The 22,738-nt window shown below is 36.4% G+C and carries 25 protein-coding genes and 1 pseudogene; 10 read left to right on the top strand and 16 right to left on the bottom strand.

The annotated features are described in order from the left end of the window. Positions 1 to 75 precede the first annotated feature (75 nt). Both ACTDJC_RS04065 and ACTDJC_RS04060 read right to left on the bottom strand, forming a co-directional pair. On the bottom strand, positions 76 to 1,404 hold the full coding sequence (locus tag ACTDJC_RS04065; protein ID WP_098305643.1) for a PhoH family protein: 1,329 nt from the start codon (positions 1,402 to 1,404) through the stop codon (positions 76 to 78). Between the two features lie 315 nt (positions 1,405 to 1,719). Next, positions 1,720 to 2,175, bottom strand: a complete 456-nt coding sequence (locus tag ACTDJC_RS04060; protein ID WP_098305645.1) for a pyridoxamine 5'-phosphate oxidase family protein — start codon at positions 2,173 to 2,175, stop codon at positions 1,720 to 1,722. A 273-nt stretch (positions 2,176 to 2,448) separates the two neighbouring features. Here ACTDJC_RS04060 and ACTDJC_RS04055 point away from each other — a divergent pair, with 273 nt between their 5' ends. After that, positions 2,449 to 2,649, top strand: a complete 201-nt coding sequence (locus ACTDJC_RS04055) for a YlaI family protein (RefSeq protein WP_141524951.1) — start codon at positions 2,449 to 2,451, stop codon at positions 2,647 to 2,649. Between the two features lie 342 nt (positions 2,650 to 2,991). On the opposite strand, the gene ACTDJC_RS04050 is transcribed toward ACTDJC_RS04055, so the two are convergent. The 3 genes from ACTDJC_RS04050 to typA all read right to left on the bottom strand — a co-directional run bounded on the left by ACTDJC_RS04050 (position 2,992) and on the right by typA (position 5,601). Then, positions 2,992 to 3,267, bottom strand: a complete 276-nt coding sequence (locus tag ACTDJC_RS04050) for a hypothetical protein (RefSeq protein WP_253630264.1) — start codon at positions 3,265 to 3,267, stop codon at positions 2,992 to 2,994. A gap of 13 nt (positions 3,268 to 3,280) precedes the next feature. Further along, on the bottom strand, positions 3,281 to 3,583 hold the full coding sequence (locus tag ACTDJC_RS04045; protein WP_098305649.1) for a YlaH-like family protein: 303 nt from the start codon (positions 3,581 to 3,583) through the stop codon (positions 3,281 to 3,283). A gap of 173 nt (positions 3,584 to 3,756) precedes the next feature. After that, the gene (typA, locus tag ACTDJC_RS04040) at positions 3,757 to 5,601 is read right to left on the bottom strand and encodes a translational GTPase TypA (RefSeq protein ID WP_098305651.1); all 1,845 of its coding nucleotides are present in this window, start codon (positions 5,599 to 5,601) and stop codon (positions 3,757 to 3,759) included. 140 nt (positions 5,602 to 5,741) lie between these two features. Between typA and ACTDJC_RS04035 the strand changes: the two genes are divergently transcribed. Continuing rightward, on the top strand, positions 5,742 to 5,921 hold the full coding sequence (locus tag ACTDJC_RS04035) for a DUF5325 family protein (RefSeq protein WP_098305653.1): 180 nt from the start codon (positions 5,742 to 5,744) through the stop codon (positions 5,919 to 5,921). A gap of 67 nt (positions 5,922 to 5,988) precedes the next feature. Here the strand turns inward: ACTDJC_RS04035 and ACTDJC_RS04030 are convergent, their stop codons facing one another. Continuing rightward, a complete protein-coding gene (locus tag ACTDJC_RS04030) occupies positions 5,989 to 6,777 on the bottom strand; it encodes an inositol monophosphatase family protein (protein WP_098305655.1) in 789 nt (262 codons plus the stop codon). A gap of 88 nt (positions 6,778 to 6,865) precedes the next feature. Then, entirely contained in the window at positions 6,866 to 7,054 is a 189-nt protein-coding gene (locus tag ACTDJC_RS04025) for a hypothetical protein (RefSeq protein WP_035429204.1), read from the bottom strand. A 208-nt stretch (positions 7,055 to 7,262) separates the two neighbouring features. Here ACTDJC_RS04025 and ACTDJC_RS04020 point away from each other — a divergent pair, with 208 nt between their 5' ends. Further along, positions 7,263 to 7,889: a YktB family protein gene (locus ACTDJC_RS04020; RefSeq protein WP_253630266.1), complete on the top strand. Its 627-nt coding sequence runs from the start codon at positions 7,263 to 7,265 to the stop codon at positions 7,887 to 7,889. A gap of 82 nt (positions 7,890 to 7,971) precedes the next feature. Here ACTDJC_RS04020 and ACTDJC_RS04015 read toward each other — a convergent pair whose 3' ends face one another. Beyond that, entirely contained in the window at positions 7,972 to 8,241 is a 270-nt protein-coding gene (locus ACTDJC_RS04015; protein WP_098305659.1) for a UPF0223 family protein, read from the bottom strand. A 281-nt stretch (positions 8,242 to 8,522) separates the two neighbouring features. Here ACTDJC_RS04015 and ACTDJC_RS04010 point away from each other — a divergent pair, with 281 nt between their 5' ends. Continuing rightward, positions 8,523 to 10,007 carry an aminotransferase class I/II-fold pyridoxal phosphate-dependent enzyme gene (locus ACTDJC_RS04010; RefSeq protein WP_098305661.1) on the top strand — a complete coding sequence of 495 codons (1,485 nt, stop codon included), beginning with the start codon at positions 8,523 to 8,525 and terminating at the stop codon, positions 10,005 to 10,007. A 333-nt stretch (positions 10,008 to 10,340) separates the two neighbouring features. Next, on the top strand, positions 10,341 to 11,171 hold the full coding sequence (locus tag ACTDJC_RS04005; RefSeq protein ID WP_098305663.1) for a protein-glutamine gamma-glutamyltransferase: 831 nt from the start codon (positions 10,341 to 10,343) through the stop codon (positions 11,169 to 11,171). A gap of 31 nt (positions 11,172 to 11,202) precedes the next feature. On the opposite strand, the gene ACTDJC_RS04000 is transcribed toward ACTDJC_RS04005, so the two are convergent. Together ACTDJC_RS04000 and ACTDJC_RS03995 are read right to left on the bottom strand one after the other, a co-directional pair. Then, positions 11,203 to 11,334, bottom strand: a complete 132-nt coding sequence (locus ACTDJC_RS04000; RefSeq protein WP_098305665.1) for a GapA-binding peptide SR1P — start codon at positions 11,332 to 11,334, stop codon at positions 11,203 to 11,205. A gap of 200 nt (positions 11,335 to 11,534) precedes the next feature. Further along, on the bottom strand, positions 11,535 to 11,831 hold the full coding sequence (locus ACTDJC_RS03995; RefSeq protein ID WP_429719422.1) for a DUF3055 domain-containing protein: 297 nt from the start codon (positions 11,829 to 11,831) through the stop codon (positions 11,535 to 11,537). Between the two features lie 136 nt (positions 11,832 to 11,967). Between ACTDJC_RS03995 and ACTDJC_RS03990 the strand changes: the two genes are divergently transcribed. Then, positions 11,968 to 12,360, top strand: a complete 393-nt coding sequence (locus ACTDJC_RS03990; protein ID WP_230573368.1) for a DUF1885 family protein — start codon at positions 11,968 to 11,970, stop codon at positions 12,358 to 12,360. On the opposite strand, the gene ACTDJC_RS03985 is transcribed toward ACTDJC_RS03990, so the two are convergent. From ACTDJC_RS03985 to pdhA, 5 genes are all read right to left on the bottom strand, one after another. Then, complete coding sequence (locus tag ACTDJC_RS03985; RefSeq protein ID WP_098305671.1) at positions 12,357 to 12,593, bottom strand: hypothetical protein; 237 nt, start codon at positions 12,591 to 12,593, stop codon at positions 12,357 to 12,359. The genes ACTDJC_RS03990 and ACTDJC_RS03985 overlap by 4 nt on opposite strands. Before the next feature lie 579 nt (positions 12,594 to 13,172). After that, positions 13,173 to 14,585: a dihydrolipoyl dehydrogenase gene (gene lpdA, locus ACTDJC_RS03980; protein WP_440602705.1), complete on the bottom strand. Its 1,413-nt coding sequence runs from the start codon at positions 14,583 to 14,585 to the stop codon at positions 13,173 to 13,175. A 6-nt stretch (positions 14,586 to 14,591) separates the two neighbouring features. Further along, positions 14,592 to 15,881, bottom strand: a complete 1,290-nt coding sequence (locus ACTDJC_RS03975) for a dihydrolipoamide acetyltransferase family protein (RefSeq protein WP_440602704.1) — start codon at positions 15,879 to 15,881, stop codon at positions 14,592 to 14,594. Positions 15,882 to 15,976: 95 nt separating this feature from the next. Next, the gene (gene pdhB, locus ACTDJC_RS03970; protein WP_253630273.1) at positions 15,977 to 16,954 is read right to left on the bottom strand and encodes a pyruvate dehydrogenase complex E1 component subunit beta; all 978 of its coding nucleotides are present in this window, start codon (positions 16,952 to 16,954) and stop codon (positions 15,977 to 15,979) included. Positions 16,955 to 16,957: 3 nt separating this feature from the next. Then, a complete protein-coding gene (gene pdhA, locus ACTDJC_RS03965; RefSeq protein ID WP_253630274.1) occupies positions 16,958 to 18,073 on the bottom strand; it encodes a pyruvate dehydrogenase E1 component subunit alpha in 1,116 nt (371 codons plus the stop codon). Positions 18,074 to 18,663: 590 nt separating this feature from the next. On the opposite strand from pdhA, the pseudogene ACTDJC_RS03960 reads away from it, so the two are divergent. Together ACTDJC_RS03960 and def are read left to right on the top strand one after the other, a co-directional pair. Continuing rightward, positions 18,664 to 18,774: pseudogene (locus tag ACTDJC_RS03960) on the top strand (YjcZ family sporulation protein); the annotation flags it as partial. Positions 18,775 to 18,879: 105 nt separating this feature from the next. Continuing rightward, positions 18,880 to 19,434: a peptide deformylase gene (gene def, locus ACTDJC_RS03955; protein ID WP_098305681.1), complete on the top strand. Its 555-nt coding sequence runs from the start codon at positions 18,880 to 18,882 to the stop codon at positions 19,432 to 19,434. A gap of 125 nt (positions 19,435 to 19,559) precedes the next feature. Here the strand turns inward: def and ACTDJC_RS03950 are convergent, their stop codons facing one another. Further along, positions 19,560 to 20,333, bottom strand: a complete 774-nt coding sequence (locus ACTDJC_RS03950; protein WP_098305683.1) for a Cof-type HAD-IIB family hydrolase — start codon at positions 20,331 to 20,333, stop codon at positions 19,560 to 19,562. A gap of 503 nt (positions 20,334 to 20,836) precedes the next feature. On the opposite strand from ACTDJC_RS03950, the gene ACTDJC_RS03945 reads away from it, so the two are divergent. Both ACTDJC_RS03945 and rnjA read left to right on the top strand, forming a co-directional pair. Beyond that, entirely contained in the window at positions 20,837 to 21,049 is a 213-nt protein-coding gene (locus ACTDJC_RS03945) for a DNA-dependent RNA polymerase subunit epsilon (RefSeq protein ID WP_098305685.1), read from the top strand. 3 nt (positions 21,050 to 21,052) lie between these two features. Further along, on the top strand, positions 21,053 to 22,720 hold the full coding sequence (gene rnjA, locus ACTDJC_RS03940; RefSeq protein WP_098305687.1) for a ribonuclease J1: 1,668 nt from the start codon (positions 21,053 to 21,055) through the stop codon (positions 22,718 to 22,720). The last annotated feature ends 18 nt before the right edge of the window (positions 22,721 to 22,738 follow it).

The following is a 22,738-nucleotide window of genomic DNA, read 5'->3' as shown; positions in this document are numbered from 1 at the left end:
TTATCCCGCTATTCTCAGGACCTCTTCCGAGAATAGCGGGATAAACAAATAAGAGTGGCTTTTCACCACTCTCTCCTACAATAAATCCGCTGCTAGTTGCGCTAAATTAGAGCGCTCACCTTTCACAAATTTCACATGCCCACTAATTTTTTGTTCTTTAAACTTTTCTACAACATATGTTAAGCCATTATTATATTCATCTAAATACGGATGGTCAATTTGTTGCGGATCTCCCATTAAAACAATTTTACTTCTCTCTCCAACACGCGTTAAAATTGTCTTCACTTCATGTTTTGTTAAATTTTGCGCTTCATCTATAATAATAAACTGCTCTGGGATACTCCGTCCACGAATATACGTTAAAGCTTCCACTTCAATAGAACCCATTCCCGCTAAAATTGCATCTAATTCTCCAGGTTTTTTTGTATTGAATAAATATTCTAAATTATCATGAATAGGTTGCATCCAAGGCCTTAACTTCTCTGCTTTCTCTCCTGGTAAATACCCAATATCTTTTCCAACTGGAACAATCGGTCTTGCTACAAGTAGCTTTTTATACATTCCCAAATCTTCTGTTTGCATAAGCCCTGCAGCTAATGCTAATAATGTCTTCCCAGTCCCTGCTTTTCCAGTTAATGTAACAAGAGGAATATCTTCACGTAGTAATAATTCCATCCCCATAATTTGCTGTACATTTCGAGGACGAATCCCCCAAATTTGCTCATTCGGAAAAATAATCTTTTTTATTTTTTTTCCTGAATGATCAACAATACCGAGAGCTGAGCTTGACCCCCCTAAAGCATCCTTCATCACAATAAATTGATTTGGATAAAACGGATGATTTGCAATTTCAGAAAGAGGCAGCTCTCCTTTTTCATAAAAACGGTTTAAAATCTCTTTTTGTATGTAATACTCTAAAAAGCCCGTATATATGTTTTCTACTTCCGTAACACGGTCACTCAAATAATCTTCAGCTTGTAAATCTAGAGCATCAGCTTTTACTCTTACAAGTACATCTTTACTTACAAGGATGACAGATTTTCCATCTTCTTTTTCTTGCTCTTCTACTGATAAATTTTTGGCAACAGCTAAAATACGATTATCATTTGTTTTTTCTACGAAAATATCTTGTAATTGAACAAATGAACGATGATTTAGCTCAATCCGAAACGTCCCTCCATTCTCGAGAGGAATACTTTCATGCAGTTTTCCAAGTTCACGAAATTTATCTATTAGTTTTGATACGTAGCGTGCATTCCTTCCAACTTCATCCATATAACGTTTCTTTGAATCTACTTCTTCTAGCACAACAGCCGGAATGACTACATCATTATTTTCAAAAGAAAAAATAGATAACGGATCCTGCAAAAGTACATTTGTATCTAGCACATAAATTTTATTCAACCTGTTACCCCCTGACTCCACCATGAAATTTGTAGAACAAGGGTTTCATCCATATTATGGACGAACCATTGTTATAATTATATGTACGGTATAAACGAGATAGAATAGAAATCACTTGAAATATAAAGTGAAACTTCCATAAGTTGATTTTTTCATCCTCCACTTATAGTTAATTGAACAAGTCGGATGTATGCCAGCAATTCCCTCACCTACCTTCTTGGTTTTCTCAGAATCTTAAAGCAAGAGGGTTATCACCCGCAAGTAACGGGATACAGAAAAAGGATGAACAACTTTCTTTGCTGCCCATCCTTTTTTTCACACATCCTTCATCGCCGATAAAACTTGGTTATCTAACTTTGCCGCAGCACGAAGATCGTATGTTTTTTCATATTTTGGTTCAATAGCAAGCTTAGCACCGTAAAACATTACGTCACGCACCTCTTGCACAGAAACTTCAATTAAAGTTAATTTAAGCGGAACACCTTCCATCCGCTCTGATTTTATAATCGCTTCACCACTAATAGAATATACAGATTCATTCGCCATAACAGTAAGAACAAGTCCTGCACGATGGCGTAAATTCTCTACAATACGCGAGCGTTGATCCACTGCAAAACGGATAGATTTTTCATCCATTGCATATACCCATGAAATTGCATTTACATTTGGAACATCTTTTTCAAAATCAGTCGTTGCAATTGTGACAATACGTTCTTCACGCAACGCTTGCACTAAGATAGCTGTTAATGTTGGTTCTACTATGTTTGCCATGTTTCCACCTCCATAATCATCCATACTGATTCTGCTCTAACAGGCAATAAGACTCTCATTATAAGAATGTAAGAAACCAAGAAGGTAAGACTCTGCCCGTAGGGTTCAACTAGCCATCAGCAAAAATTCAAGCTCCTCGCTGATAGTTGTTTCACTTTATATAATAACTTATTTTTCGAATTGCGAAAATATTTATTTTTTCTTCTATAGTTCAAAAATATCTAGCACCCATGATATACTAAAGTACGATAGAACTTGTGCTGAGGTGAAGAAATGAGAGTTAAATGTATTCTTTGCGATAAAAAAGAAGATTTAAATGACGAAAATCCAGTGGCGAAACGGCTTCGTAACCGTCCTATTCATACATATATGTGCAAACAATGTACAGATCGAATTACAGAACGTACTTTAGAACGAAAAGCAACAGGGCATTTTAGATTGTATCGTGATAAAACAGTAGAAGATGAATGGTAATCTATTACAAGAAGTATATGCTGAATTTACAAGTGGAATAACCATGGAAATTTTGTTAAAAACAATTGTGCACATAATGTAATACTGGTATTTATTATAGACTTTATTCCTATCGTTAGGGCCATTCGTTTTCCAAAATAGATTTTCCCCTTACCATCTTTCTCTGTTCCTCTTGAACAATGGTAGCAATAAAGTGAAACTTCCATCACCAACCGGGCCCTTGCTATCCTGAAATAGCGAGATAAAACAAACATCACTCTATAGTAGACCGACGTCCATCTCCTATATGATGCAATACTATGTGCAACATACAAATAAGCCCTTATCAAATACGATAAGAGCTTATTTATATTTTTCTGGCTCACGGTTCATCTGATCTAGAAAACAATCGATCAGTTCAAGCGGAAACCTAGTTGATTTCTTTTCCCCTTCTTTTTCATATGTAACAAAATACATATCTTCTTTTTTTTCTACCATAATATGTTTCAACTGATGATCTTCATGTAACATATTATGAAAGAACATATATGTTTCTTGCGCAGCCTCATCATACGGACGAGCTTCTGCAACAATTTTAATCGTTAACCAATTATATAATGCATCTTGCACAGAACGCATCTTCATTACCCCTTTAGCTTGCTTTTTGATGTTTCGCTTGACGCAAACGCAATTTATATATACCAAGTATAATAATCGCTACAACAAGTCCCTCTCCTATTGGTAGAAAGATAGCAAAAAACGTTAAAATAGTACAACCAAGTATTAATACAGTATAAATTACTACATTCTTTAATAAAGGTAATTTTCTAGCAAACCCTAAATTATAAACAATAATGCTAAATATAATAATGGTACCGTAAAGCAACCACATCCCCACTTCTGGATTGACATCTACATTGTACAACTTCGCAAAAAATGACATTTTTTCAAGCACTACACTTTCCCCCTTACTCACGCAGATGAATAACAACTCATTCTATTTCATTTCCAATTTACCTACTATAAGAGTACCCTGCAAAAAAAGTACTGTCCACAACAAAAAGCGAATTTTCAAAAAATAATCACAATAAAAAAGCTGCCTTCTATCAAAAGGCAGCTCTATATTACTTAAGCTTCTACAGATTTCTTTTTCTTAGCAGCTCTTTCGCGCTCACTCTTATCAAGAATCTTTTTACGAAGACGAATTGATTCTGGAGTTACTTCACAGAACTCATCATCGTTTAAGTACTCTAATGATTCTTCTAAAGTCATTAAGCGTGGTTTTTTCATTGTTGAAGTTTGATCTTTCGTCGCAGAACGAATGTTAGTTTGTTGTTTCATTTTTACAACGTTAACTGTTAAATCATTCTCACGTGTATGTTCTCCAACAATCATACCAGCATATACTTCTGTACCTGGTTCAACAAAGATTACACCGCGATCTTCAACTTGCATAATACCGTATTGTGATGCTTTTCCTGTTTCAAGTGAAACAAGAACACCTTGGCGACGTCCACCAACTTGTCCAGCATGTACTGGTTGGTAGCAATCGAATGTATGGTTTAAAATACCATAACCACGAGTTAATGTTAGGAATTCTGTCGTGTAACCAATTAAACCACGTGCTGGAACCATGAAAGTAAGGCGAACTTGACCGTTTCCGTTATTCACCATGTCTAACATTTCACCTTTACGTGCACCCATTGATTCCATAATAGAACCAGTGTATTCTTCAGGCACATCGATTTGTACGCGCTCTACAGGCTCACATCTTACGCCATCAACCTCTTTAATAATTACTTCAGGCTTAGATACTTGAAGTTCATAACCTTCACGACGCATGTTTTCAATTAAGATAGATAAGTGTAACTCTCCACGTCCAGATACAATCCATGCATCAGGAGATTCTGTATTATCTACACGTAAACTCACATCTGTTTCTAATTGTGAACGAAGACGCTCTTCAATTTTACGAGATGTAATATATTTACCTTCACGACCTGCAAATGGGCTGTTATTTACAAGGAATGTCATTTGTAGTGTCGGCTCATCAATACGTAATAACGGCAATGCCTCTTGATGTTCAACTGGACATACCGTTTCACCAACGTTAATGTCTTCCATACCAGAAACAGCTACTAGGTCTCCAGCTTTTGCTTCTTCAATTTCTTGACGTTTTAATCCCATGTAACCAAATAATTTTGTTACACGGAATTGTTTTACACTTCCATCAACCTTCATTAATGCAACTTGTTGTCCTACTTTCATTGTACCGCGGAATACACGACCAACTCCGATACGACCTACATAATCATTATAATCAAGAAGTGCTACTTGGAATTGAAGTGGCTCTTCACTGTTATCGATTGGTGCTGGAATATGATCAATAATTGTATCAAATAATGATTTCATATTCTCTTCTTGGTTTGCTGGATTTGAATCTAAGCTCGCTGTTCCGTTCATTGCTGAAGCAAATACAACAGGGAACTCTAATTGATCTTCACTTGCACCAAGTTCAATGAATAAATCGATTACTTCATCAACTACTTCATCAGGACGAGCAAAGTCACGGTCAATTTTGTTTACTACAACGATTGGAGTTAAATTTTGCTCAAGAGCTTTCTTTAAAACAAATCGTGTTTGTGGCATACAACCTTCATATGCATCAACAACAAGTAAAACACCATCTACCATTTTCATGATACGTTCTACTTCACCACCGAAGTCAGCGTGTCCAGGTGTATCTAAAATGTTAATTTTTTTATCTTCATAATGAATCGCTGTATTTTTCGCTAAAATAGTAATACCGCGTTCTCTTTCTAAATCATTTGAATCCATTGCACGTTCTTCAACGTGCTCATTTGCACGGAACGTCCCCGCTTGACGTAATAATTGGTCAACAAGTGTTGTTTTACCATGGTCAACGTGGGCGATAATTGCTATATTTCGTAAATCTTCTCGTTTTTTCAACATGTCCAACTCCTAGTGTCTTTTTAATCCTTCTCTATTATAAGAGCGAAGGGATACAATGGCAAACAAAATAAAATCAAGGATGAAAATATAGTTGTATTCTCACTTTTGTGAAAGTACAATGAAATTGGAGGGTGAAATATATGGAACAGATTCAATATCGCTTTTTATTCACAGCTATCATTGGCGTTATTTTTATGATTGGTATCGGAATTATGATTGCTGAGAACAGCCCAATCGGTGTTATTATTTGCATTATCGGTACGATTTTTACAATCGGATACGGATTTATAACAAAACGAAAAATGCGTAAACTACGATAACAACAAAAAGTAAGAAGCGATTTTCTATGCCTCTTACTTTTTTGTTTTTTCTATGGATTTTATACTCTTATTGTACATATTGCAATACCTCTTCATATACACCTGGTCTTGCAACGAGAACGCTGCTCTTCTCAATAATTCGAAGTGGATCGCCATTAAAGGTCGTTACTTTGCCTCCAACCTCTTCTACAATAATCATTCCTCCGCCGAAATCCCATGGAGATAACCGAGGCGTCACATACGCATCCAATCTTCCTGTCGCTACATATACCATTTCAAGTGCTGCACAACCATACGAACGTGTTCCTCTTGCCTCTTTTACAAGCTGTGCCATCTTTCTCATATCAAGACGAGGATTATCAGTAAGCCACGTTGCATTTACAGCAATAACTCCTAAGGATACTTGACTCGGCTGTAACAACGGAATTTCTATATCATTACAAAATGCTCCTGCACCCTTTTGCGCATGATATAACTCATCATGAACTGGATCATATACGAGACCAATTTTTCCGATACCGTTCTCATAGATGCCGATTGAAATTGCAAAATTTCGCTTTTGATGAACAAAATTCATCGTACCATCAATCGGATCAATTAACCACACAATCCCATCTGATGAAGCTAACTCATCTCCATATCCTTCTTCTCCAAGAATATAATGTTCCGGAAAGGTATCTTTAATTTTCCCAATAAAAAACTGTTCAATTTCCCGATCCATATTCGTTACTAAATCCGAGGCATTTGACTTCGTTTCGATAATAAGAGATTGCTTCAATGATGAAACCAGGTGCTGTCCAGCCTCTTTTATCCATTGTTTTGCGTACGCATCAATTTCTTTCCACACCTCTTGCATATTTAAACACTCCGATCTGTACAGTTCACAGAAAAAACGAACCCTTTATAAGGTTCGCACCAACTAAATTTTTATACATACACTATTATTACGCTTCTAACCGAATCATTTCAAGTCTTAACACTTCTAATTTTTTCATACATTCTTCTTTTTTCATATCATCATTTTCCATCATCGCATCATATAGAGTTGCTAATTCATAATCTAACTCTAAACGTAACACCGGAATTCTCTTCTCCGCATCTGTTCTTTTTAACGCATTAATTACCTGTCTCATATTCGTTTGCCTCCTCCCAATATTCGTTTGCCCTCAATCGGAAAATTTACTTAATTTTCTGATTTTTTGTTTTATACTATATTATGTGGGATAAATCATCTATGCAACTAATTTGTATTTTTATCTGAAATTTTTTTATAAGCATCTTTTTTATGAATTGTACAAGCTATGCTAGAATAGAAACAAACTAGGAGTTGGGGGAACAACCATGACATCAAAAATTTTCAAAGAAAAAGATTTTACAGTATTCTCTGTGGATGGTCTGGAAGAAAGAATGACTGCAATTAAAATGAATATTCATCCGAAGTTAGAGGCTCTCGGCGAACAATTTGCTCATTTCTTAACGAAAGAAACTGGTGAATCCTTTTTCTATCATGTAGCAAAACACGCACGTCGTAAAGTCAATCCACCAAACGATACTTGGGTTGCATTTTCAACAAATAAACGCGGATATAAAATGTTGCCACATTTTCAAATTGGATTATGGGGTACACATGCTTTTATATACTTTGGTTTAATTTATGAGTGCCCACAAAAAATGGAAACGGCTCATGCCTTTTTAAAACATTTAAATGATTTAAAAGCAAATATACCAAATGATTTCGTTTGGTCCATTGACCATACTAAGCCTGAGGTAAAATCACATGATACCCTTCAATTAGAAGAGTTACAGAAAATGATCGAGCGGCTATCTACCGTAAAAAAAGCAGAGTTATTAGTAGGAGTTCATATGTCTCCAGAAGAGTTTACAAATCTTACTGATGAACAATTTATCAAAAAAATCGAAGCGACGTTACACTCACTCCTTCCTTTATATAAAATTTGTAATCGATAAAGTAAAACGGACAATACATGTATTGTCCGTTTTTTGTTGTTATCCCATTATAACACTTCATGTTCTATTTTTCAAAATTTTTTTACATTTTCACGATATCTTCTTCTTCTAAATTTTTCGCCTTTTGAATTGTTCGATAAATGGAATAACCACTCACTTCTTGAAATTCTTTGTCGATTTTCTTTTCTTCTGCTTTCCCTGGTACAATCTCTTTAAAATGGCGATACAAACTCATAAGATTTTCTCTCTTCAACCCTTTCTCATAAGCTTGCTCAATTGCTTCATAAAATTTAATTACTGCAACCATTTCTTCCGTTGACCAATCATAATCAATTGGATATTGATATTCCATGATAACACCTCATTTATTCCATTTCGATCTTACTTGTCCCACTCTTTGCATTATACACTATTTCTTATTTTTTACGCATTGACCTTCCTGCGTAAAAAAAAATGATAATTACCATTATTATTTTTCTATACATCTTCCAATATAGGTGATATAATGCTTTTGGTTTGTAGAACATAAAGTGATCATTCAATTAGTAGCGTAGACCTTCTCTCTACTATTGTTTAGTGAAACAGGATAAACATAAAACAAAACTAATAAATATTAATAATAATGAAGAAGGGGTGTATAAGTTGTCCCAATACGAAACACCATTGTTTACTGCTTTAATAGAGCACAGCAAGCGCAATCCAATCCAATTCCATATCCCAGGCCATAAAAAAGGTCAAGGAATGGATCCTGAATTCCGCGAATTTATTGGGCATAATGCATTATCAATTGATTTAATTAATATTGCACCGCTCGATGATTTACATCACCCAAAAGGTATGATTAAACAAGCGCAAGATTTAGCAGCAAAAGCATTCGGTGCTGATCATACATTTTTTTCTGTACAAGGAACAAGTGGAGCAATTATGACAATGGTGATGAGTGTTTGTGGTCCTGGGGATAAAATTCTTGTACCACGTAACGTTCATAAATCTGTTATGTCAGCGATTATTTTTTCAGGTGCAAAGCCGATTTTTATTCATCCAGAAATTGATCCAACATTAGGAATTTCACATGGAATTACTATTCCTTCTGTAAAAAAAGCACTTGAAGAACATCCTGATGCAAAAGGATTACTTGTCATTAATCCAACATATTTTGGTTTTGCAGCAGACCTGCAACAAATTGTCGACTTAGTTCATTCCTATAATATACCTGTTTTAGTGGACGAAGCTCATGGTGTTCATATTCATTTTCATGATGAACTACCGATGTCAGCAATGCAAGCTGGTGCCGATATGGCCGCAACAAGTGTTCATAAATTAGGCGGCTCATTAACACAAAGCTCCATTTTGAATGTAAAAGAGGGGCTTGTAAATGTGAAGCATGTTCAATCTATTATTAGTATGCTTACAACAACTTCAACGTCTTACATTTTACTAGCTTCGCTGGATGTCGCAAGAAAACGTCTTGCAACAGAAGGACGAGAGATTATTACGAAAACAATTCAATTAGCAGAAACAGTTCGAAAACAAGTAAATGATATTGAACATCTATATTGCCCTGGTAAAGAATTACTAGGAACAGATGCAACTTTTAATTATGATCCAACAAAACTCATCATTTCTGTAAAAGAATTAGGAATTACAGGACACGATGCCGAGCTATGGTTAAGAGAGCAGTATAATATAGAGGTAGAGCTTTCTGATTTATATAATATCTTGTGCCTTGTTACACTTGGAGATACAGAAGAAGAAACAAATCTATTGGTACACGCTCTACACGATTTGTCAACTACATTTAAACATATGGCAGAAAAAGGCGTACAAGTACAAGTCGAAATTCCAGCAATTCCTGTACTTGCGCTATCTCCGCGTGATGCCTTTTATTCTGAAACAGAAGTTGTTCCTTTTGCAGAAGCGGCCGGCCGCATTATAGCAGATTTCGTTATGGTCTATCCACCAGGCATTCCAATTTTTACACCTGGTGAAATTATTACACAAGAAAACTTAGACTATATTCAAAAAAATTTAGCAGCAGGATTACCAGTGCAAGGACCTGAAGATATGACATTACAAACATTGCGTGTCATTAAAGAATATAAGCCAATTAGCGAATAACGCCCTTCCCACTTCATATCTTTGAAGTGGGATTTTTTCTTTACAATTATATACCTCTTTATTTTCACAGTATTTTTCTTATGCACCCTTTACTCGCCTATTCATACGATATAAGGTGAAACTTCCATTAGTTTGTTTTTTACTGATGATTAGTTGAACCAATCGGGATCTTAGGTTTTCCTCTTGAATTTCTCAAAACTTTCATCGGTGGTAGTTTGAGGGATTAGACACGTCTCAGTAGCACTCTTCTTTATTTCTTCTTAATTTTTGGGCTAAAATCTCACTATCCGTTAATTCCAAATAAAAAGAATGTAAATATATAGGTGGGATCTTATGATTGTAATTGGCCGTTCCATTGTACATCCATATATAAAGAATGAAAACGACCCCTTCTTTTCGGAAAAACAACAAATTTTAGAAATCATGACAGGAAATCAAGAAGTATATAATTTTCAATCATTACAAGAGTTAAATTTTGATATAAATATACGTGTTCATATTATTACTTCCGCTTTAGAGTTGTTTCAGAGCGGATTACAATTCCGTACATTTGGGCAATCTTACTGTAATCCTGAATTTTGGGAACGCACTCATTTAGGAGGCTTTCAACTTCGCCCTAATATGTTACCCTCTTTCGCAATTCGTGATATTTTTGTAAATGGTAAAAAATACGGAACAGAATGTGCAACTGCGATGATTATTATCTTCTATAAGTCACTATTAGCTCTATACGATGAAGAAACGTTTAATCGCTTATTTGCAAACTTGCTTTTATATACATGGGACTATGATAAGGATTTGAAACTAATTACAAAAACCGGAGGAGAAATCGTTCCTGGTGACCTTGTTTATTTTAAAAACCCACAAGTAAACCCGGCAACAATTGAATGGCAAGGAGAGAATGCAATTTACTTAGGAAATTTCTTTTTTTATGGGCATGGAGTCGGTGTAAAAACAGAAAATCAAATTATAGATTTGCTCAATCAACGACGTATTCCTTTCGCTTTTTTATCAGCATACTTAACAGACTCTCTAACACGTATAGATAGCCGTATGATGAGTCGATTTGCTTCTGAGAAGAAAATACAAACACAACTTGAACTCATTCCAATTCGAGATGATGCCATTATTGCAACAGTTGGTCATACAACTTCAATTCACTAAAAAACGCCTGCATATGCAGGCGCTTCCTTATTTATTGGGCTTTAGTATGCTCTTTATGCTCACAATCGCATTTAGAGCTACATTTTCCGTATAATACCGTTACTTTTTCATCCTCAAAATGTGCAATTGTGCTCTCACAAACTTGACATACGATAGTTCCCATTTTAAATTTCCCCCTATTATTGTAATCCCCAAGACCTTTTTGTAACCGCTTAACTTTCTGTCTTTATTTTAATATGTTATACTTTTTTCGTCAATAGTTTTTAAGTATGACACATTAATTATTTTTTAATTTTATTAGTATGAAACATTTACAATTAAAAAGCAGCCGTATATTTTATAATTACGACTGCTTTTTAACAATTATTCCTCATATTCAGCATGCACGGATGTAGGTGGTAGCAGAAACTTAAAAAACTCTGCAAGATCTGTTGCTTCTTCACTCGTTTTTAATTTAAAGACAGCTTGTAAATGTTGCACATCCTCAATATCATCCTGTCCAAGGAGAGTTGCTCGACCAGTTTGCATACAAACGACAAGCGGTTTACCAAAAAACATAGTCGTATACACTACACCAAAATCATACCGAGTCTCATTTGTCATGAAACCAAGAAAACGGACTTTTGCTTTTTCATGTTCATCATATAATTTTTCAAACATCGTCTCTCGCTCTCCTTTCTTCTTGGTTTTTCCATATTGTATATATTAAACAAAAAAGGAGATATCCCTTTTTAATTGTCAAAAAATTTACAACAATGTTAAAATAGTGATATATTATGTCATTAGGAGGCTTATTATGCAGGATGCATTCATTAAACTTGTCCCAAAGTCAAAACAGCAATCTATCTCATTAGACGATGTAAAACAACTCTTTCATTATTATAAAACGATTACAGCCCAAACAGGCCAACAAATCGGCTTTACATACTCAAGTACTGCCTTTCCATACGAAATGGTTGATACATCTGACACAACTCTCTATCTAAAGTCTAATCATGAACGCTACCATTCCATTTATGTAGGAATAGGTATAGAAAACGAACAATCTTTTGTGCAAATTACATTACCGCCTTCTGCAACATTTGGGGATAAAGGAAAAGCTAATGAATTTTGTAGATTTTTAGCAAAAAAATTAGAAGGGGAATTACAGCTTTTTAATGGAAGAACAATGTACTTTTATAAACGTTAACCAGTAAAAAATAATAGCTTACTCATAAAAAAGAGCACGCTATTTACAACAGTGAAAAAAAACGCCTCTTTTCTAGAGTGCAACATAATATTGGCAATAATATAAGCTAAATAAAAAAATACAAAAAAGAGCAACACTTTGTAATGCAGCTTATCACGGTCTGATAATAATAATACAATTGAAAATCCGCTCCATATGATGAAATGGAGGAATGAAACCAATGTTATTCTCATGGCATTGCCTCCTTTCGCACGTCCTATTTTATTACAATATATGGGCGCCATAAGAAATCATTACATAATATAAAGAAACACACTTTAACTATCCTAAAAACGAGGATAAGTAAGGTGTGTTTACTTTTTTAAACGAACTATCATATGTAACTAACAGTATATACAGAACTGAAATAAAACAAAACTTCCATCAATACGTTTTCTGCTCATGGTTAGTTAAACCAATCAGGCTTTTACGGGCAGTTATCTCCCACCTATCTTCCTCGCTTCTCTCTGAATTTTTAGGTGGGTCTTACTGCCCGTTAATGCGGGATAAAACACATAAGAAATAAGAGGGACTTTAAGTCACCTCTTATTTTTATACTGAAATTTCTTTAATTCTACATTATTATCCAATTTATTGAGTAAAAAGAGGCATGATACAATTACAAAGTACTTATTAAAGCCATTTTGAAAAACTAAAGGGGAAATTAAAAAGAGTGTTAGTGCCTAAATCTGAAATTAGATTTAGGCTCATTTTTTCTAAATAAAACAACCGCCTCCTAGATACTAGAAGACGGTTGTTTTATTTATCTTATATTATTTTACAATGTGAATTGGCATTCCAAGAGCAACTTCAGCTGCTTCCATTGTGATTTCACCTAATGTTGGGTGAGCGTGGATTGTTTGAGCGATATCTTCAGCTGTCATTCCAGCTTCGATAGCTAAACCAATCTCAGAAATAATATCAGAAGCGCCTGCGCCTGCAACTTGTGCACCTACAAGAAGACCATCTTCTTTACGTGTTACAAGTTGTACGAAACCGTCTGTGCTGTTTAATGATAATGCACGACCGTTTGCAGCGAATGGGAATTTAGACACTGCTACGCTCATTCCAGCTTCTTCAGCTTGTTTCTTAGTGTAACCAACAGATGCTAATTCTGGATCAGTGAAGCATACTGCCGGAATTCCGATGTAATCGATTGCCGCTGCGTGACCGCTAATTGCTTCAACAGCTACTTTACCTTCGTAAGAAGCTTTGTGAGCTAATGGTGGTCCAGGAACGATATCACCAATTGCATAGATATTTGGTACGTTTGTACGGCATTGCTCATCGATTTCGATTAGACCGCGATCAGTCATTTTAACTCCAACTTGCTCAAGACCGATTTCTTGAGTGTTTGGACGACGACCTACAGTTACTAATACGTAATCTGCTTCTACAGTTTGTACTTCGCCTTTAACTTCGAAGCTAACTTTTACGCCGTTTTCAGTTTCTTCAACGCCTTTAGCCATAGCTTTTGTATGGATTGTTACGTTACCTTTTTTCTGAAGAGCGCGTTTAACAACTGTGCTCATTGCTTTTTCGAAACCAGCTAAGATTTCATCGCCAGCTTCTACTACAGTAACTTCTGTACCGAAGTTAGCATATGCAGTTCCTAATTCCATACCGATGTAACCGCCGCCGATTACAACAAGTTTCTTCGGAATTTCAGGTAAGCTTAATGCGCCTGTAGAGTTGATAACACGTTTAGAATATTTAAATCCAGGAATTTCAATTGGTGTAGAACCTGTTGCAAGAACAGCATTTTTAAACGTATACGTTTGAGCTGCATCTTCAGTCATTACGCGTAATGTGTTTGCATCTACGAAGTAAGCTTCACCGCGAATGATTTCAACTTTGTTACCTTTTAGAAGGCCTTCTACACCGCCAGTTAATTTCTTAACTACGCCGTTTTTCCATTCTTGAACTTTTGTGAAGTCAACTGTTACGTTTTCTGCAATAATACCCATGTCATCAGAATGTTTTGCATTCTCATAACGATGACCTGCATTAATTAATGCTTTAGAAGGAATACATCCAACGTTTAAGCATACACCACCAAGGTTAGCTTTTTCAATAATAGCTACTTTTTGTCCTAATTGTGCTGCACGAATTGCTGCAACATATCCACCAGGACCTGCACCAACAACGACTGTATCTAATTCAATTGGGAAATCTCCTACTACCATTGTTTATTACGCCTCCATTACTAATAATTGTGGGTCGTTTAATAGACGTTTAATTTGGTTTAATGCTTTCTGAGCAGTTGCGCCGTCGATTAAGCGATGGTCAAAGCTTAAAGATAATGCTAATACTGGAGCTGCAACGATTTCACCGTTTTTCACAACTGGTTTCTCAGCAATACGGCCAATACCAAGGATTGCTACTTCTGGGTGATTAATAACTGGAGTGAACCATTGTCCACCTGCAGAACCAATGTTTGTAATTGTGCAAGAAGCACCTTTCATTTCAGCTGGAGCTAAGCGACCATCACGGGCTTTACCAGCAAGTTCATTGATCTCGTTAGAGATTGTGAAGATAGATTTGCGATCTGTATCTTTAACAACTGGTACTAATAGACCTTTGTCTGTATCAGCTGCGATACCGATGTTGAAGTAATGTTTATGAACGATTTCTGAAGATGCATCGTCTAAAGAAGTGTTCATCATTGGGTATTCACGTAATGCAGATGTTAATGCTTTTACAACGTATGGAAGGTAAGTTAATTTAATACCTTTTTCAGCTGCAACAGCTTTGAACTTCTTACGGTGAGCAACAAGCTCTGTTACATCTACTTCGTCCATTAATGTTACGTGAGGAGCTGTATGTTTAGAGTTAACCATTGCTTTTGCAATTGCTTTACGGATACCGCTCATTTTCTCACGAGTTTCTGGATATTCACCAGCTGGAATTGGTTGTGCTTTTGGAGCTTCTTCTTTTGCAGCTGCTGCTGGAGCTTCTGCCGCTACTGGAGCTTCAGTTGCTGCTACTACTTGTCCACCATTTGCAAATGCATCGATGTCAGCTGTTACAACACGGCCGTTTTTACCAGTACCAGCTACTAGACGAATGTCTACACCTTTTTCGCGTGCATATTTACGAACAGATGGCATAGCAATTACGCGCTCGTTAACTACTTCTGCAGTTGTTGCTGGAGTAGCTGCCGCTGCTGGAGCTTCTTCTTTTACTTCTTCAGCTTTTGGAGCTTCGTCATGATCGTCACCTTTAAACTTAAGGTTTTCATAACCAGGAGCGTCAAATTTAACAAGAACATCTCCTACTACTGCTACTGTACCTTCTTCTACAAGAATGTCAAGTACTTTACCTTTAACTGGAGAAGGAATTTCTACAACTGCTTTATCATTTTGTACTTCAAGAAGTACATCATCTTCGTTTACTTCATCGCCTGGTTTAATAAACCATTTTACGATTTCACCTTCGTGGATACCTTCACCAATATCTGGTAATTTAAATTCAAATGCCACGGAATTCAGCCCCCTGATTCATATCATTATTGTTAAGTATCGCAAAAGAAATCAGCATGTGCTGATTTCTTTTGCACATAAAAGTAAAATTAAAATTAGAAGTTCATTACTTTATTAACAGCTTCAACAATATCTTTATGGTTTGGTAACCATACGCTCTCTGCTTGAGAGAATGGGAATACTGTATCAGCAGCTGCAACACGTACAACTGGAGCTTCCAAGTTTAAGATTGCACGGTCATTGATTTCCGCTACAACGTTAGCTGCAATACCAGCTTGTTTTTGAGCTTCTTGAACTACAACAACGCGACCTGTTTTTTCAACAGAAGCAATAATTGTTTCGATATCTAATGGTTGAACTGTACGTAAGTCAACAACCTCTAAAGAGATACCTTCTTTTTCTAGTTCTTCAGCAGCCTTTAATGCAGCATGTACCATTGCACCGTATGCGATAACAGATACATCTGTACCTTCACGTTTTACATCAGCTTTACCAAGGTCAATTGTGTATTCACCTTCTGGTACTTCTTGACGGAAAGAACGGTATAATTTCATGTGCTCTAAGTAAATAACTGGATCGTTATCACGAATTGCAGAGATTAAAAGACCTTTCGCATCGTATGGAGTAGATGGAATTACAACTTTTAAACCTGGTTGTTGTGCCACTAATCCCTCTAAGCTATCAGCGTGTAATTCTGGCGTATGAACACCGCCACCGAATGGAGAACGAACTGTAATTGGAGCAGTCCAACGTCCACCAGAACGGTAACGCATACGAGCCATTTGACCAGAAATAGAATCCATTACTTCGAAAACGAAACCGAAGAATTGAATTTCAGGAACTGGACGGAAGCCTTCAAGTGCTAAACCAACTGCAAGTCCGCCGATACCAGACTCTGCAAGTGGAGTATCCATTACACGGTCTTCACCGAATTCAGCTTGCAACCCTTCAGTAGCACGGAATACACCGCCGTTTACACCAACGTCTTCACCAAACACAAGTACGTTAGGGTCATTTTTCATTTCAACGCGTAAAGCATCAGTGATTGCTTGAATCATTGTCATTTGAGCCATGGCTTACTTCGACTCCTTTTCTTTGTAAATTTCATATTGTTCAGCTAAGTTGTAAGGCATTGTTTCGTACATGATTTCCATTAAATCAGTAACTTTTTGTTTTGGAGCTTGGTCTGCTTTAGCAATCGCTTCTTTAATATCTTCTTTAGCCTGTTCGATTACTTTTTCTTCTTCTTCTTGAGACCAGATGCCTTTGTTTTCTAAGAACGCACGGAAACGTACGATTGGATCTTTTTGTTCCCATTCGTTTTCGATATCTTTTGTACGGTAACGAGTTGGGTCATCACCAGCCATTGTATGTGGACCGTAACGGAATGTTAAAGTCTCGATTAAAGTAGGGCCTTCACCGTTTACTGCACGCTCACGAGCAAAAGCAGTTGCTGCGTATACAGCTAATGGGTCCATACCGTCTACTTGAATTCCGTAAATACCTGCTGCAACTGCTTTTTGTGCTACAGTTTTTGCTGCAGATTGTTTTTCTACTGGAGTAGAGATTGCATAACGGTTGTTTTGAACAACGAAGATTGCTGGAGCTTTAAATGCACCCGCAAAGTTCATACCTTCGTAGAAGTCACCTTGAGACGCTCCGCCGTCACCAGTGTAAGTAATTGCAACAGACTTTTTACCACGTAATTTCATACCTAACGCAACACCAGCAGTTTGGATGATTTGCGCACCGATAATAATTTGTGGAGCAAGTGCATTTACATCTGCAGGCATTTGGTTACCCATGAAATGTCCGCGAGAGAATAAGAATGCTTGGTATAATGGTAGACCGTGCCATACTAATTGTGGAACATCACGATACCCCGGTAAGATGAAATCTTCTTTTTCAAGAGCAAAATGACTTGCTAATTGAGAAGCCTCTTGTCCAGCTGTTGGCGCATAGAAACCTAAGCGACCTTGACGGTTTAAAGAAATAGAACGTTGATCTAATACGCGAGTATACACCATACGACGCATTAATTCTTTTAATCGATCATCAGTTAATTCTGGCATAGCTGCTTCATTCACAACTTCGCCTTTTTCATTTAAAATTTGTAATGTTTCAAATTGAGCTGCGATAGCTTTCATTTGCTCATCAACATTAAATAGGGCCTTTTTTGTTTTAGTACCCATTCCGTTCACCTCTTCCTCTCTTGAACCATATTCTTAAACGCTTTCACTAGCACTTCGCTAAAATGAAAGCATAAGCGCGAAAACTGACGCACCATTCATCAGTTATTGAATAATTTGTGCACCTAACAATCTGTACTAATGTTTTCATTTAAACAAATTAATACAATCTTGATCACGTTTTTTAGTTTACAACTATTCTAATCACCATGTCAATCACTTTGATTTCGAAATTTTTTTCGAAAATTAACGGGATTTTCTTAACAAATACAAGTTTCCAAAATACTATCTGTATTAGTGAACAAAAACCTCCTGTTATATTATTCCCTTTTCACACATATTTTGATCATAGAATAATATGTAAACGATTTACTTCACTCTTATTTTTTGTCCTATGCTAGTAAAAATATGCAGCATCTACCTCCTTTTAGGCAAATGACTATAACATTTTTCTTCTTTCTTCCATACATTATACTAACCGCAGCATTCGCGGAAATGGTAAAGGAGGTCAAACCATGTATAAAGGAGGTCAAACCATGTACGGATACACTCAATGTTATTACCCAACAGCTTGCCCATATCCTACGTATGGATATGGGGGATATGGGGGATATGGTGGTTGCGGCGGATTTGGAAGCGGCTTTGCTTTAATCGTTGTATTGTTTATTCTTTTAATTATCGTCGGTGCTGCTTGCATCCGTTAATGTAAAATGAAACAACCATAAAAGAACAAGGCTGTTTGGCCTTGTTCTTTATCATGACTTTTTTCATAACCTTTGGTAGACTAAATATGAAAGGAGAGATTGCATATGCTTACAATGAATGATGTGATTCGTGAAGGAGATCCTATTCTACGAACAGTTGCTGAAGAGATAGCTTTGCCAGCAAGCAAAGAAGATGCACATATATTACGAAAGATGATTGAATTTGTTATTAACAGTCAAAACCCCGAAATGGTTGAAAAATATAATTTACGTCCTGGAATTGGTTTAGCAGCGCCTCAAATCGGTGTTTCTAAAAGAATGATTGCTGTTCATGTAACGGATAGAGATGGGACATTATATAGCTACGCTTTGTTTAACCCGAAAATTATCAGTCATTCTGTAGAACGTACATACTTACCAGGTGGCGAAGGTTGTCTGTCAGTGGATCGCGAAATTCCTGGTTATGTGCCTCGTTATACTCGCATTACTGTAAAAGGAACAACAATAGACGGTGAAGACGTGAAACTACGTTTAAAAGGTTTACCAGCAATTGTTTTCCAGCATGAAATTGATCACTTAAACGGCGTTATGTTTTATGACCATATTAATAAAGACAATCCATTTATCATTCCAGAAAATGCAACACCTTTAGAAAGATAAAATGAAACTTCTATCAGTGAGGACCTTTACTGCCCGCTAATAGCGGGATAAAAAATTAGTCTGTTTTCACTGAAGTTAATGAAAACAGACTAATTTTTAAATGGAATAGTTTTCATACCAGTCCTTTATAATAATCCTGCCCACTGCAATCCATGCAGAATACCATCTTCTGCAACATCTTTCGTTACATAATTCGCAAGTTTCTTCAAATCTTCATGTCCATTTCCCATAGCAATTCCTGTCCCTACGGTTTCAATCATTTCTAAATCATTTAACCCGTCCCCAAATGCATAAACTTGTTCTCGAGTGAATCCAAGCTTTTCAATAAATTTTTCAATTCCGTTCGCTTTCGATCCTCCCATTGGAATAATATCCATGGAATACGCATGCCAGCGAATAAAATGAAATTGCGGATAGTCGCTGATAAACTTTTCTTCTTCTCCTGCCCTGCAAAATAAAAGCGTTTGATAAATGTCACGCTTTTCATAAAAACTAGGTTCAAACACAGGATGGCTCATGCGAAGACTAGCAAAGCTTTCTGTTACATAATGATGTGATGCCACCGTTGCTTTCATATCTTTATGATCTAAATAAACAAGAGGATAGCTTGCCTCTTCTGAAAACTTTGTGAAGGCATGTAATGCCTCTGGATGTAAAGGATTTTTATATATAACTTCATCTTCAAATACAACATACTGCCCATTGAAACTTACGTAATTATGAATATTTAGCTCTTGACGAATATCTTCAAACATAAATGGTGCACGTCCTGTCGCAATTGCTACATGTACCCCATTTTCTTGAAGGCGACGTACAGCTTCTTTTGTAGATTGTGGTATTTCCTTGTTATGATCTAACAATGTTCCGTCAATATCAAAAAAGACAATTTTATCGTTCATTTCCATAACCCTTTCTACTTCATCGATTCAAACGTATCGCTTTATGATCTGAATATCTTTTTAAATACTAAAAAAGTATAACATATTGATGAATAAAGCGCTTCTCATCTAACCTTCCTGCCTAACCAGGCATATACTGAAATAAAAACAGTACTACGGTTCAACACATGAATTTTCTTTTCTATTCTATCTCATACTATAAGTTGAACGAAATATTTTCTTATAAGTAGTTCATTTTTTGAAACTTAATTCTTATTGCACATCCCAATAAGATTATTTGCATGTTTTGAGCTAGGAAAGGAAGGGACAATCGTGCTAAAGAAACTGAAGAAAAAGTTAAAAGTATATTGGAACGATTTGCTTCGTAAAAAAACAATTGCTTAAATCGTGCCCCTTTCGGGCTTTTTTCTTCATTCTTATTCGAAAAAACATGAAAATCATAACCGTTTGCTTTATAATAGGTAAAAGATAGCCTAAAACATAGACAAGGAGAGATTGTTTTAATGATTTTTAAAGTGTTTTATCAAGAAAAAATGCTAGAAGTACCTGTACGTGAAAATACTAAGGTGCTATATCTAGAAGCTGAGTCTGAAAGAGAAGTTCGCACAAAATTACACAAGTTCGCATATAATATTGAGTTTATCCAGTCTGTTACTGGTGCTCATCTTGAATATGAAAAGCAATATGCAAATTTCAAATTAGCGGAGAACGTTTAATTTATGAAATTCTTAAAAAATGATCAAACTGCTGTTTTCGCGCTTGGCGGACTCGGTGAAATCGGCAAAAATACATATGCTGTTCAATTTCAAGATGAAATTATTATTATTGACGCTGGGATTAAATTCCCAGAAGACGAACTTCTTGGGATTGATTATGTCATCCCTGACTACACGTATCTCGTACGTAACGAAGAAAAAATTAAAGGACTCTTTATTACGCATGGTCACGAAGATCATATCGGTGGAATCCCTTATTTATTGCGCCAAGTAAATATTCCAATTTACGGTGGAAAACTAGCGCTCGGACTAATTAAAAACAAATTAGAAGAGCACGGATTACTGCGAAAAGCACAATTGTATGAAATTAAAGAAGACGATGTGATTAAATTCAAAAAAACATCCGTTTCCTTCTTCCGCACAACGCACAGCATTCCTGATTCATACGGTATTGTTGTAAAAACACCACAAGGACAGGTTGTTCATACGGGAGATTTCAAATTTGATTTCACACCGGTTGGTGAGCCGGCAAATTTAACAAAGATGGCTGAAATCGGAAAAGAAGGTGTCCTTTGCTTACTATCTGATAGCACGAATAGCGAAGTCCCTCACTTTACGATGTCTGAACGACGCGTAGGTGACAGCATCCAGGATATTTTCCGTAAAGTAGAAGGACGCATTATATTCGCAACATTTGCTTCTAATATTCATCGACTGCAACAAGTTGTAGAAGCTGCAGTAGCAAACAATCGAAAGATTGCTGTTTTTGGTCGAAGCATGGAAGCAGCAATGGAAATCGGACAAAATCTTGGCTATATTCGCTGTCCAAAAGATACAATTATTGAACCATCACAACTAAATCGCATACCAGCAAATCGAGTTGTGATTTTATGTACTGGAAGTCAAGGTGAACCAATGGCTGCATTATCTCGCATCGCTAACGGTACACACCGTCAAATTCAAATTATTCCTGGTGATACTGTTGTATTCTCGTCTTCTCCAATACCTGGGAACACAGTAAGTGTAAGCCGTACAATTAACATGTTATATCGAGCAGGTGCTGATGTAATTCACGGACCATTGACTGACATTCATACAAGCGGACACGGTGGACAAGAAGAACAGAAGCTAATGCTGCGTCTCATTAAACCAAAATATTTCATGCCAATTCACGGTGAATACCGTATGCAACGTATGCATGCAAAATTAGCAAATGATTGTGGCATTCCAGAAGAAAATTGCTTCATAATTGATAACGGCGATGTACTTGCGCTTCGTGAAGATGAAGCAACAATCGCAGGAAAGATTCCTTCTGGTTCTGTTTATATTGATGGAAACGGCATTGGTGATATCGGTAATATTGTACTTCGCGACCGCCGTATTCTTTCGGAAGAAGGACTTGTTATCGTTGTTGTTAGCATCGATATGAAGGAATTCAAAGTGGCAGCCGGACCAGATATCATTTCTCGTGGGTTCGTTTATATGCGCGAAAGCAGCGATTTAATCAACGATGCACAGACATTAATTACAAATCATTTAGAAAAAGTAATGGAACGCAAAACGACACAATGGTCTGAGATCAAGAATGAAATTACAGATACATTGGCTCCATTCTTATACGAAAAAACGAAACGCCGTCCAATGATTTTACCAATCATTATGGAAATTTAAATAAAAAGGACAATGCAG

It is taken from the genome of Bacillus sp. GB_SG_008 (assembly GCF_052038115.1).
Lineage (GTDB): Bacteria > Bacillota > Bacilli > Bacillales > Bacillaceae_G > Bacillus_A > Bacillus_A rhizoplanae.
Note: the sequence above shows the minus strand (reverse complement) of the source record. Positions and strands in the feature narration are given on the sequence as shown.